Raw genomic sequence first — 11,616 nt, forward strand, 5'->3', positions numbered from 1 at the left:
GCGCCTCAGTCGACTGACTCGGCGACCAGGCGAATCCTGAACACCGGCTTGCGGCTCTCGTCGAGCAGCTCCATGTGCCATTCGCTGTCTTGCTTCATGTTGCGCGAAATGCTGCCAAGGAAATTGCCGCAGACCTTGGTCATCTCGGCCCAGGCCACGTCACGGCTTTCGAACTCCGTCGCGTGGTCGGACGCACCAGCGTAATCGCCATCACTGATACGGAAAAAATATTGCGCCATATGACTGCTCAAATCGGTGTCCCCACCATCCCGCGTCTCGATGGACGCTAGGTATTGAGTAGCGATCAACGCGTGGAGGCCGCCATCCGTATGACTACGGCTCGGCAGCTATTCCCGCTAGCGCGCAGATGAGAAATTAGTCGGTGGAGCGGCGCAATTCCGGCGCGCTCTCGGCCTTGGCCGGCTCGGCCTTGATCGGCTCAAGCTTCGCGCTGCCGACCTGCGGCGTCTCAACGCGCGACACTTCGGTCTGCGAGGCATCCGCGGATCGGGTGCGCGGATGCAGCGAGCGCGGACGCGCCGCCGCGCGCGCCATCAGCATCTGCTGGCCGCCCTGATGGTGGAAATCGCAATAGGCGAAGCCCATGCCGGAGACCGAGCCGCGGAAGGTGCGGTCATCCTGCTTGTCGAGATTGAAGCACGGTTCGAACGGGATGCCCTTGAGCGACGCGCAAACGCTCTGACCGCGGATTTGCAGCGTATTGCCGGGCAGGCGCACGTGGCGGATCGGACCGGAGCCGGAGAACTGGATCGAGCCTGCCGCGCCGAGATCATCGAGGATACGGCCGGCGCCGCGGGTGCCGTCGAAACAGGTGAAGGCGAACACCTTGCCCGCGACGAACTTGCGGGCCTCATCTGCGTTCATCATGCCCGCGAATGCCGGCACGACCATCGCTCCGGCCGTGACGGCCCCCAACACCAAACGCGCAAGCATGAGCTACTCCACTAACGAGCGCGGGCACCCGCTCCTTGTGAGCATGATCCCCGCACCCGACGCTTCTCGACGTCTGCGCGAGGAATCCCGGCCCCCCGGGATCATGCTGCAAGCCTCTTTACCCGCTGCTTACCATACCAACCGTGGCAACATTGGAGCAGCTTGGTTGGTAAAGTCTGAACGTCCTCAGACTATTTTTACCACGATGCGGCCGCGGACCTCGCCGCCGAGGATTTTCGCGCCGTAGGGCACGACTTCGTCCAAGGCGATTTCGTGAGTGATATCAGCCAGTTTTGCCTTGTCCAGATCGCTGGCGAGGCGACGCCAGGCGGTCCGGCGAAGTTCGATCGGGCACATCACGGAATCGATGCCGAGAAGGCACACGCCGCGCAAAATGAAGGGCGCGACCGACGACGGCAGGTCCATACCGGCCGCCAGGCCGCAGGCCGCGATGGCGCCACCGTATTTCGTCATCGACAGCAGGTTGGCGAGCGTGGTCGAGCCAACGCTGTCGACGCCACCGGCCCAGCGCTCCTTGGCGAGCGCCTTCGGGGCACCCGACAGTTCGGCGCGGTCGATCACTTCAGTGGCGCCGAGCCCCTTGAGGTAGTCCGCCTCCGACATCCGCCCGGTCGACGCGATTACGTGATAGCCGAGCTTCGACAGCACGGCGATTGCGACCGAGCCGACGCCGCCGGCGGCACCGGTGACCACCACCGGGCCGCTCCTCGGGGTCAGGCCGTGCTTCTCCAGCGCCAGCACCGAGAGCATCGCGGTATAGCCCGCGGTGCCGACCGCCATCGCGTCCCGCGCCGAGATGCCGTCGGGCAGCCGCACCAGCCAGTCGCCCTTGACCCGGGCTTTCTCGGCATAGGCGCCGAGATGGGTCTCGCCCATGCCCCAGCCATTGCAGACGACCTTGTCACCCGCCTTCCAGTCCGGATGGCTGGACTGCTCGACCGTGCCGGCGAAATCGATGCCGGCGATCATCGGAAACCGGCGCACCACCGGCGCCTTGCCGGTCAGCGCCAGGCCGTCCTTGTAGTTCAGCGTCGACCATTCGACGCGGACGGTGACGTCGCCGTCCATCAATTCCGCGTCGTCGAATTGGGTGAGCGTGGCGGTGGTACCCTTGTCCGCCTTGTCGATCCTGATTGCCTTGAACGTTGCCACGATGCGCACTCCCCGTAATCTTGGTTTCGTAGGAGTGTTTAACCCATCAGGCAGGCTGCGCAACCGGGCGGGCGACCGGCGCCTCGACGATCGGCAGGTTGATCAGCGCCGAGAGCACGCCGAACAGCACCGACAGCCACCAGATCGGCGTGTAGGAACCGAACTGCTCGAACACCACGCCGCCGAGCCAGACCCCGAGGAAACCTCCGACCTGATGGCTGACGAAGGCGAAGCCATAGAGGGTGGAGAACCAGCGGGTGCCGAACATCAGCGCGACCAGCGCCGAGGTCGGCGGCACGCTCGACAGCCACAGCAGCCCCGACACCGCGCCGAAGGCAATCGCCGAGAACGGCGTGACCGGGAACGTGATGAAGGCAACCGTCGCCAGCGCGCGCGAGAAATAGATCACCGACAGCAGATAGCGCTTCGGAAAGTAGTTCTGCAGCCAGCCGACGCTGAGCGAGCCGATGATGTTGAACAAGCCGATCGCCGCGACCACCCAGCCGCCTGTCGTCGCCGCAATGCCGCGGTCGGCCAGATAGGCCGGCAGGTGAATGGTGATAAAGGCAAGCTGGAAGCCGCAGGTGAAGAAGCCGAGCACCAGGAGCACGTAGGAGCGATGGCCGAACGCCTCCGCGAGCGCGGTCTTGAACGATTGCTGATCGGCCGGCGCGGCCTCTTTCGTCTCCGCCGGCGGCGTCGCCAGCGCGAGCGAGAGCGGCAGGATCAGCAGCATCAGCGCGCTGAACACGACGAGCGCGGTCTGCCAGCCGAAATTGTCGATCATCGCGACGCCGAACGGCGCGAACAGGAACTGGCCGAACGAGCCCGCCGCGGTGCCGGCGCCAAGCGCGAAGCCGCGCTTCTCGGGGGGCAGCAGCTTGCTGAACGCCGCCAGCACGAGATTGAACGACGAGCCCGACAGGCCGAAACCGATCAGCACGCCGGCGCTGATGTCGAGCGACAACGAGGTGGTGGAGTAACGCATCAGCAGGAGACCGGCGGCGTACAGCAAGGCGCCGACGATCATCACGCGCAGCAGGCCGAAGCGGTCGGCAATGGCGCCCGCGATCGGCTGGCCGAGCCCCCACAGCAGGTTCTGCAGCGCGATGGCGAGGCCGAACACGTCGCGGCCCCAGGCGAATTCGCGGCCCATCGGCTGCACGAAGAAGCCGAGGCTGGAGCGCGGGCCGAAACTCAGCAGGGCGATCGCACAGCCGCAGACGATGATCACGAGCGGCGTGCGCCAGCTGCCGGACGTCGGTCGGATATCCCCGGTGGTCACGGCCATGTTGTCTTCCCCCGCGGCTGGCGGGGGAACCGCCCCCGCGAAACGTTACGGGGAGTTAATGCAACTGCATGAAAACCCCAAGAGGGGCAGGACAAAAACAGGAGAAAAATATTCGCTCGCAGGGCTGCATTGCAGAATCCGAGAGGATGACGGGCGTCATTCCGGGGCACATCGCCCCCGGAGTTGGCGCCCTATCGCTTGGCGCTGGCCTGCTCGGCCGAGCTCTGGGCAGCCTCGGCGAGTTGCGCCGAGATCTTGGCGGTCTCGGCTGCGCTGCCCCAGCTCGGGGCGTCGCTGCCGTCGCCCCAGGCGCGCGGGCGATAGAAGGTGTGAACGCCGAACTTGTACATCTTTTTCATCTCGCTGACCCAGGACGGCCGCACCCAATAGGCGTGGTAGTGGGTCGAGCGATCGACTTCCGGCAGCCACAATTTGCCGTCGAGCATCGCCTTCGCGATCTTCCTGGCGCGGTCCCACATGTCGGGCTCGCGGACGACGTCGGGGATGTTGTCGCAGGCGAAGGTGAACTGGCAGGCGTAGTGCCGGTTCTTGTTCTGGTAGACCACGCCGCACACCGTCTCCGGGTATTTGCCGGAGAAAGCGCGGTTCAGCACCACCTGGGCAACCGCGATCTGGCCGCGCACCGCCTCGCCGCGCGCTTCGAAATAGACCGCCTCGGCGAGACACTTCTCCGACTTGGCGCGCGACTTGTCGTCGAAAAGGCCGAGCCGTTCCGCCGGCGTCTTGCTGTGCTGGTCGTCGGCGTTGACCTCGCCCTTCGGCGCGATGCTCTCGCCCATTTCGCCGGCCCTCACTGGACCGTCGGCATCGACCGGCAGCGAGGCTATCACCTTCATGTCGGGGTCGGGCTGCACTGCGGGCGCGACGACGACCGGCGCCTCGCCGGGCTGCCAGCGTTCGAGATTTTCGGGCGTGCCGAGCGACGAGCCGAAGAACAGGCTCGCGGTCTTGAAGGCGAACGGATCGCGCTCGTGCGCTGCATCGGCGGGCGCCGGTGCGGGCGTTGCCGGCGCAGGCTTCAGATCGTCGAGCGGGTTGGCCTCGAGCGACATCGACACGTCGTATTGCTGCGGCGACGGCTTGGCATATTGCGGCAGCGGCGGCGCACGCAGCGCCTCCTGCAATTCCGGATCGAGCGGCGCGTTGTCGGCAGATCCGCTGCCACCGATTGCGGTTGCGGTCTTCATGCCCTTGACCGACGCATTCGAGGTCGCGGGATCCTCGTTCGCCGGCGCGGTGTTCGCGGGCTGCGCGGGATCAAGCTGGTCGGGGCGCCTGACGACGAGACGATCGCCCTTCAGGGTGCGGTCGACCTTGGGAAAATCCGATGCCGCGTAGCGCGGCGGCGGTGATGCGATCGGATTGCGCGTCACCGCGCCGGTGATGTCGCTGCTCGAACTGTCGAGACGCGCGAGCAGGATCTGCGGATCCTGCGGCGCCGAGGTTCCGATCGGACGGCCGAAGCTGTAGGTCGCGACCTGGATCGAGCCGACGGCGGAGGCGAAGACGCGCTTCTGCCAGCGCTCGGCGACGCCGGGCTGCCGGGCCAAGAGCGAGGCAATATCCTGATATCCGATCTCGGTCGGCATCAGTGCGAAGATGCCAAGACCGAGACCGAAGAGCGCGAGACGTGCGCCCCTCGGCTGGTTACGCGACACAAACATCGTACGCTCACGCAACGCTTACTGAGTGCAATCGAACGCGGTCCATCCGCGCAATTCGACCTTTCCCGTTGCTAACTTGTTTAGGTTGCCGCGGAGTTAATCGGCGTTGCCCGGGCGCTACACTCAAGCGATCGCAGCGTCTTCGCGCGCCGCATCGCGCGCCTTGGTAAATGCGCGGCGCATGAAAGTCGTAAATGTCAGGTCAACGGAGATGGTGAAGAGATCCTTACCTAGCCAGGTCCATCGTCATTGCGAGGAGCGAAGCGACGAAGCAATCCATGCTTCGACGCATGTGGCGAGGTGGATTGCTTCGCTTCGCTCGCAATGACGATGTCTTCCGGCAGCGCTCAAACGAAAAATGCCCGGGACGAGCCCGGGCATCACGTCGCTTCTGACTATGCCGGCCTCAACGCTTACGCCTGGCTCGAGATCTCCTTGCCGAGCGCGGCCTGCGCTGCGGCGAGACGCGCGATCGGCACGCGGTAGGGCGAGCACGAGACGTAGTCGAGCCCGACCTCGTGGCAGAACGCGACGGAGGCGGGATCGCCGCCATGCTCGCCGCAGATGCCGACCTTGAGGCTCGGCCGCGTCTTGCGGCCGCGCGTCACGCCGATCTTGACGAGCTCGCCGACGCCGTCGCGATCGACCGAGATGAACGGATCGATCTCCAGGATGCCCTTGGCGACATAGGTGCCGAGGAAGCTCGCGGCGTCGTCGCGGCTGATGCCGTAGGTGGTCTGCGTCAGGTCGTTGGTGCCGAACGAGAAGAACTCGGCGGTCTCCGCCACCTCGCCGGCCATCAGGCAGGCGCGCGGCAGCTCGATCATGGTGCCGACCTGATAGGTCAGCTTGGCGCCGGTTTCCTTGATCACCGCGTTGGCGGTCGCATCGATCCGCGCCTTGACCAGATCGAACTCGGCCTTGGTCGCGATCAGCGGCACCATCACCTCGAGCCCGACCGGCTTGCCGGTGCGCTTGCCGGCTTCGACGGCGGCCTCGAAGATCGCGCGCGCCTGCATCTCGGCGATCTCCGGATAGGCGATCGCGAGACGGCAGCCGCGGAAGCCGAGCATCGGGTTGAACTCGGACAGTTCGCGGGCACGGTCGGCGAGCCGGCGCGGATCGGTGTTCATGGCGCGCGCCACTTCCTCGATCTCGGCCTGGGTGTGCGGCAGGAATTCATGGAGGGGAGGATCCAAAAGCCGGATCGTGACGGGCAGGCCCTTCATGATCTCGAACAGCTCGACGAAGTCGGCGCGCTGCATCGGCAAGAGCTTCGACAGCGCGGCACGGCGCGACTGCTCGTCCTCGGAGAGGATCATCTCGCGCACGGTGCGGATGCGGGTCTCCTCGAAGAACATGTGCTCGGTGCGGCAGAGGCCGATGCCCTCGGCGCCGAACTTCACCGCGGTGCGCGCGTCGTCGGGCGTATCGCCGTTGACGCGGACGCCGAGCTTGCGGACCTCGTCGGCCCAGCCCATCAGCGTGCCGAACTCGCCGGACAGTTCCGGCTCGATCATCGGCATGCGGCCGGCCAGCACCTGCCCGACCGAGCCGTCGATGGTGATGACGTCGCCGGTCTTGAAGGTGCGCGAACCGACGCTCATGGTGCCGCGGCCGTAGTCGACGCGGATGGTGCCGCAGCCGGAGACGCAGGGCTTGCCCATGCCGCGCGCGACCACCGCGGCGTGCGAGGTCATGCCGCCGCGGGTGGTGAGGATGCCTTCCGCGGCGTGCATGCCGTGGATGTCTTCCGGGCTGGTCTCGATGCGGACCAGGATCACCTTGCGTCCGTCGGCCTGCAGCTTGGCCGCTTCGTCCGAGGAGAACACGATCTCGCCCGAGGCCGCACCGGGCGATGCCGGCAGGCCGGTCGCGATCACGTCGCGCTTGGCGGCGGGATCGATGGTCGGGTGCAGCAGCTGGTCGAGCGAGGCCGGATCGATCCGCGTCACCGCGTCGTTGCGCGAGATCAGGCCCTCATTGGCGAGCTCGACGGCGATCCGCAGCGCCGCCTTGGCGGTGCGCTTGCCGCCGCGGGTCTGCAGCATCCACAGCTTGCCCTGCTCGACCGTGAACTCCATGTCCTGCATGTCGCGGTAGTGCTTCTCGAGCAGCGTGTAGATCCGCGTCAGCTCCTTGAAGGCAGCCGGCATCGCGGCTTCCATCGACAGCTTGTCGGAGCCGCTCTCCTGGCGCGCCTCCTCGGTGATGTCCTGCGGCGTGCGGATGCCGGCAACGACGTCCTCGCCCTGCGCGTTGATCAGGAACTCGCCATACAGTTTGCTCTCGCCGGTCGAGGGGTTGCGGGTGAACGCAACGCCGGTCGCCGAGGTCTCGCCCATGTTGCCGAACACCATCGCCTGCACGTTGACGGCGGTGCCCCAGGATTCCGGGATGTCGTGCAGCTTGCGATAGGTCACCGCGCGCGCGTTCATCCAGGATGAGAACACCGCGCCGATCGCACCCCACAGCTGGTCGTGCGGATCCTGCGGGAACTCGTGCCCGGTCTCCTTGGCGACGGCTTCCTTGTACTTGCCGACCAGTTCGACCCAGTCGTCGCCGGTCAGGTCGGTGTCGAGCGAGTAGCCCTGGCCGTCCTTGAAGGTGTCGAGGATGTCCTCGAAATGATGATGCTCGAAGCCGAGCACCACGTCCGAATACATCGTGATGAAGCGGCGATAGCTGTCATAGGCGAAGCGGCGGTCGCCGGAGAGTTCGGCGAGCGCTTCGACCGTGCGGTCGTTGAGGCCGAGATTGAGCACGGTGTCCATCATGCCCGGCATCGAGGCGCGCGCGCCCGAGCGCACCGACACCAGCAGCGGGTTCTTGGCGTCGCCGAAGGTCTTGCCGGTCAGCTTGCCGACATAGTCGAGCGCCTTCTCAACCTGCGCCTTCAATTCCTTCGGATACGTCTTGTCGTGCTCGTAGAAATAGGTGCAGACCGAGGTCGGAATCGTGAAGCCGGGAGGCACCGGAAGGCCGAGATTGGCCATTTCCGCGAGGTTGGCGCCCTTGCCGCCGAGCAGATCGCGCAGCGTCGCCTGGCCCTCGGCCTTGCCGTCGCCGAACGTATAGACCCACTTGCCGGCCTTGATCGCAACCGGGGCCGCCTTCTTCGGAGCGGCTGCCGCCTTCGCCGGCGCCTTGCTGGCGGGTTTTGCAGCCGGTTTGGCGGCGGCTTTCGGCGCCGCCTTCGGGACGCTCTTCGTCAGCGCCTTGCGCGCCGGAGCAGCCTTGCGGGCGGCGGCGGAGGGCTTTGATTTCGCTGCTGTTTTGCCAGCAGCTTTTGCAGCAGGTTTCTTGGACTTCGCGACGGCTTTGGCCATGTCAGACAACAATCCGGAAGGAGGGGTCGAAGATGCGCGCCTTACACCATTTTGGGGGGTTCCGCGCAAGCCGCGAAACCCCGCTTTCCCGCTACAGGTGGAGCCAGCGCAGCAGGCCCATTCCGACGAGCCCGACGAAGATCAGATAGATCGCGACGATGTAGTTGAGGAGCCGAGGCATGATCAGGATCAGGACGCCTGCAACCAGAGCCACGATGGCAGGCAGATGCCCAGCGGTGATGGTCATTGAAGTTTTCTCCGGCGGTTTTTGGAGGAGCGAATCGAGCGGCAGTTTATCCGCTGAGGGGGTTCCCACATCAAGACGCCTGCACGGCCCGGGAGTTCCCGCACCTCACGAAAATTGCTCCAAATTGCCGCGTATATGACAGCAGTTTTTCCGGAACATCACCGTCGCCGATGCATTGGCCCGCTGTGCGCATCGGCGAAGGCCGGCGCGCGCCATAAGAATGGAGCGAGCCATGCGAAACAGAATTCTTGCCGTTGCAGCGGTTGCTGCTGCGATCACGGTGCCGGCTGTTGCCGCACAGGCCCAGACCGTTGGCGTCGTCCGCGGTGGCCCGCCGGTTGCAGTCGAGGATGACGAGGGCATTGCGGTCGAGCAGCGTCCGGCATTCCGCGAATACATCGTGCGCGAGCGCGTGCCGAACTACACCATTCCGGATCGCGTCGTGGTCGGCACCATCCTGCCGGATGCCGGCGTGACCACGTATGACGTGCCGCAGCGGTTCGGCGCGACGCCCTTCCGCTACACCGTCGTGAACGGTGAGACCGTGCTGGTCGAGCCGCGTTCGCGACGGATCGTTCAGGTGGTCGACTAGGGCAAATCCAGTACGATCGCCTGAACGAACAGTCCGGGCGCCGCGCAAGCGGATCTGCGCGCAGATCGACCGGACCAGAAAGCCCCGCCTGGCCTCCCCTCCAGGCGGGGCTCTTCTGTTTTGTCGGCACGAATTGTGCTGGCCTATGACTTCAGAATCGAGAGCAGCGTCGAGGTCGACTTGTAGCTCTTGATCGCGGCGTCCTGGAAATCCTGCGTCCAGTTGGTGGCCTGGCGCTCCTCCGCGCTCATCGAGGAATATTGCTTGAGGATGCCGAGTGAGAACTGGCGCGGATCGCCGGCGGTCTGGCTCTGCTTCAGCGCATCGAGCACCGCAAGCCGCGTCCGCGTGTTGAGCTCCTGCTTGGCCGCGAAAATTTCCTCGCCTGAGAACTTCTTGTCCTGGTTCAGCGAGATTGCCGACAGCGAGCGGTTGTCGAGCGAAGACAGATCGGCGAGCTGTCCCGTCTTGCGCCTGGAATCGTACACCAGTTCCTTGCCGCTCTTCGCCGCCTCGCTCTTCTGCCGATCGAGGAAGGCGCGCACGTCGCTTGCCACGCTGGAGAAGTCGCGCGTGCTCCCCGTCGCGGGAGTCGTGGCTCCCGCCAACGCAGCCGCGATCGGATCGCCGGTCATTCCCGTCGGCGCCGTGTTTGGATCCTGCTGCGTCGCCTGAACACCTTTCAGCACCGCGGCGCGTTGGCTGGCCCAGGTCGCGGTGGCCTTTTCCTCGTCGCTGGCGCCGTCGAGATAGTCGAGCGCCGCCTTGTAGCTGACGCTATAGTCGCCGGTCAGCCGCGTGGTCGCGAGCGACGGCGCCAAGGCCTTGTCGAAGCGCTGCTTCAGCTCGGCTGCGGCAACCGCCTGCTCGTCCGGCGTGAACTTGCCGCCATTGTTGGTCGAGATCGCGAACAGCGCGCGACGATCCAGTGTCGAGAGATCGATCGTGGTCTTGCCATCGACGATCGGCGCCTTGACGCCGGCCACCGTGTAGAGTCGGTCGAGCGTCGTGCGCGCATCGTTCGTCACCGTCGCGAAGTCGGGCAGCGACGTCTTGGCGAGCTGCGCACGGGCGGCGTCAGACAGCGTGAGGTTGGTTGCGGCGTTCGACGCCGGAGACGCCGACAGATCGCCGGCGGTGCCGTCGCCCGACAAGGTCGCCGCCAGCGAGGGCGTCGCGGCCGCCCGCGCATAGGCCGAACCATATTGGGCGTAGGGATTGGGCGTGGTGCCGATCGAGGTCATCGGGGCGATCCCTGCATTGGCGCGAGGGCGATTTCTTAAGAAATCGTTGATCCGGCAGGACCTTCGCAGGGCATGGTTAACAAATTGCAAATTGTGTCCAAGTATTTCCAACGTCGCGCATCGCTGCGGCGGAGGCCTATCTGTCGACGACCCAGGCGTGGCGGCGCTGCGTGAAGACCGACTGCGACGGCGCGGGAAAATCCGGGTCCGCGAAGGCGCCGACCGCAACGCCGATCAGGTCCGGCGCACGGCCGGGCTCCCAATAGACCGACGATCCGCAATTCGGGCAGAAATGAAACACTGGAGACCCGCTGCCGCCGATGCGGCTGTATTCCCGCGCCTCGCCCTGCGGCGCGACGTCCGCGCGAGGAAAGAACGCGGCGACACCATAGGTGCTGCCGGTTCGCTTCTGACACTCCAGACAATGGCACAGCGATACCCTGGTCGGCTCGCCATGACAGATGACGCGAAGCCGCCCGCAAGCGCATGTCGCGAGCCGCGCCATCATCGCCTCCCCTTGCTGGCGACCAGCCGGTGAATGACCTTGCCGGACGAGGCGCTGACGACCTCCGCATCGAGCAGCAATTCGGCGCTCGTCAGCTCCGTCCGCACCAGCGCGGTATCGAACGCCGCGTACAGCCGGCCATGCGCATCGCGCGCATCGTCGCCGCTGGTGACGCGCCAGCTCAGATAAAACACGCCGCCGGGCTTCACGAGTTCGAACATGCGCCGGACCGACGGCGCGATCAGCGCGGGATCGAGATGCATGATCACGGTCTCGCACAGCACATTGTCGAAGCTGTTGGAGGCTATGCCGGATAGCGCGGGCAGTTCGGCGCTAGTAAAGCGCAGCGCCTGATAGCGGGCGCGAGCCTCCGCGAGCAGCCCCTCGGAGGCATCAAAACCTTCGGCCGGGAAGCCATTGGCGTTGAGCCAGGCGACCTCGCGGCCGCTGCCGCAGCCGATATCGGCGGTCGCGCCGCCCTTGATGAAGAAACGCGCGACGATCTCTTGCAGATCGCGAGGGGCCGGCTGCTCGTGCCAGTCCTGCGCAAACACCGCCGCTTCCTTGTCGTAAGCGGCGAGCGTTGCGTGGTCCAT

At 65.7% G+C, this 11,616-nt stretch carries 11 protein-coding genes; 1 reads left to right on the plus strand and 10 read right to left on the minus strand.

Going from position 1 to position 11,616, the window contains the following annotated elements; genetic code table 11:
- Positions 1-5: 5 nt before the first annotated feature.
- The 7 genes from ACVMB0_RS35160 to ACVMB0_RS35190 all read right to left on the minus strand — a co-directional run bounded on the left by ACVMB0_RS35160 (position 6) and on the right by ACVMB0_RS35190 (position 8,679).
- A complete protein-coding gene (locus ACVMB0_RS35160) occupies positions 6-239 on the minus strand; it encodes a DUF6894 family protein (protein WP_050403167.1) in 234 nt (77 codons plus the stop codon).
- 136 nt (positions 240-375) lie between these two features.
- Positions 376-954: a hypothetical protein gene (locus ACVMB0_RS35165; protein ID WP_456753286.1), complete on the minus strand. Its 579-nt coding sequence runs from the start codon at positions 952-954 to the stop codon at positions 376-378.
- 186 nt (positions 955-1,140) lie between these two features.
- Positions 1,141-2,127, minus strand: a complete 987-nt coding sequence (acuI, locus tag ACVMB0_RS35170; protein ID WP_461349130.1) for an acrylyl-CoA reductase (NADPH) — start codon at positions 2,125-2,127, stop codon at positions 1,141-1,143.
- A gap of 46 nt (positions 2,128-2,173) precedes the next feature.
- Positions 2,174-3,418, minus strand: coding sequence for an MFS transporter (locus tag ACVMB0_RS35175; protein WP_461349131.1), 1,245 nt, complete (start codon positions 3,416-3,418; stop codon positions 2,174-2,176).
- 191 nt (positions 3,419-3,609) lie between these two features.
- A complete protein-coding gene (locus ACVMB0_RS35180; RefSeq protein ID WP_461349132.1) occupies positions 3,610-5,103 on the minus strand; it encodes a cell wall hydrolase in 1,494 nt (497 codons plus the stop codon).
- Between the two features lie 413 nt (positions 5,104-5,516).
- The gene (gene ppdK, locus ACVMB0_RS35185) at positions 5,517-8,432 is read right to left on the minus strand and encodes a pyruvate, phosphate dikinase (protein WP_461349133.1); all 2,916 of its coding nucleotides are present in this window, start codon (positions 8,430-8,432) and stop codon (positions 5,517-5,519) included.
- Positions 8,433-8,523: 91 nt separating this feature from the next.
- Positions 8,524-8,679: a DUF3096 domain-containing protein gene (locus tag ACVMB0_RS35190; protein WP_076865695.1), complete on the minus strand. Its 156-nt coding sequence runs from the start codon at positions 8,677-8,679 to the stop codon at positions 8,524-8,526.
- Positions 8,680-8,911: 232 nt separating this feature from the next.
- Between ACVMB0_RS35190 and ACVMB0_RS35195 the strand changes: the two genes are divergently transcribed.
- Positions 8,912-9,271: a DUF1236 domain-containing protein gene (locus tag ACVMB0_RS35195; protein ID WP_456753281.1), complete on the plus strand. Its 360-nt coding sequence runs from the start codon at positions 8,912-8,914 to the stop codon at positions 9,269-9,271.
- Positions 9,272-9,414: 143 nt separating this feature from the next.
- On the opposite strand, the gene ACVMB0_RS35200 is transcribed toward ACVMB0_RS35195, so the two are convergent.
- The 3 genes from ACVMB0_RS35200 to ACVMB0_RS35210 form a co-directional block, all read right to left on the minus strand.
- Entirely contained in the window at positions 9,415-10,515 is a 1,101-nt protein-coding gene (locus ACVMB0_RS35200; RefSeq protein WP_456753280.1) for a hypothetical protein, read from the minus strand.
- A 136-nt stretch (positions 10,516-10,651) separates the two neighbouring features.
- The gene (locus ACVMB0_RS35205) at positions 10,652-11,020 is read right to left on the minus strand and encodes a GFA family protein (RefSeq protein WP_456753279.1); all 369 of its coding nucleotides are present in this window, start codon (positions 11,018-11,020) and stop codon (positions 10,652-10,654) included.
- Positions 11,020-11,616 carry a class I SAM-dependent methyltransferase gene (locus ACVMB0_RS35210; protein WP_456753278.1) on the minus strand — a complete coding sequence of 199 codons (597 nt, stop codon included), beginning with the start codon at positions 11,614-11,616 and terminating at the stop codon, positions 11,020-11,022. The genes ACVMB0_RS35205 and ACVMB0_RS35210 overlap by 1 nt, the downstream gene beginning before the upstream one ends.

The organism is Bradyrhizobium sp. USDA 4451 (assembly GCF_054822585.1).

Bases quoted from the DNA above. Each gene is read 5' to 3' on its own strand.
- ACVMB0_RS35160 (WP_050403167.1), bottom strand. From the start codon at position 239: ATGGCGCAATATTTTTTCCGTATCAGTGATGGCGATTACGCTGGTGCG.
- ACVMB0_RS35165 (WP_456753286.1), bottom strand. From the start codon at position 954: ATGCTTGCGCGTTTGGTGTTGGGGGCCGTCACGGCCGGAGCGATGGTC.
- ACVMB0_RS35175 (WP_461349131.1), bottom strand. From the start codon at position 3,418: ATGGCCGTGACCACCGGGGATATCCGACCGACGTCCGGCAGCTGGCGC.
- ACVMB0_RS35180 (WP_461349132.1), bottom strand. From the start codon at position 5,103: ATGTTTGTGTCGCGTAACCAGCCGAGGGGCGCACGTCTCGCGCTCTTC.
- ppdK (WP_461349133.1), bottom strand. From the start codon at position 8,432: ATGGCCAAAGCCGTCGCGAAGTCCAAGAAACCTGCTGCAAAAGCTGCT.
- ACVMB0_RS35190 (WP_076865695.1), bottom strand. From the start codon at position 8,679: ATGACCATCACCGCTGGGCATCTGCCTGCCATCGTGGCTCTGGTTGCA.
- ACVMB0_RS35195 (WP_456753281.1), top strand. From the start codon at position 8,912: ATGCGAAACAGAATTCTTGCCGTTGCAGCGGTTGCTGCTGCGATCACG.
- ACVMB0_RS35200 (WP_456753280.1), bottom strand. From the start codon at position 10,515: ATGACCTCGATCGGCACCACGCCCAATCCCTACGCCCAATATGGTTCG.
- ACVMB0_RS35205 (WP_456753279.1), bottom strand. From the start codon at position 11,020: ATGGCGCGGCTCGCGACATGCGCTTGCGGGCGGCTTCGCGTCATCTGT.
- ACVMB0_RS35210 (WP_456753278.1), bottom strand. From the start codon at position 11,616: ATGGACCACGCAACGCTCGCCGCTTACGACAAGGAAGCGGCGGTGTTT.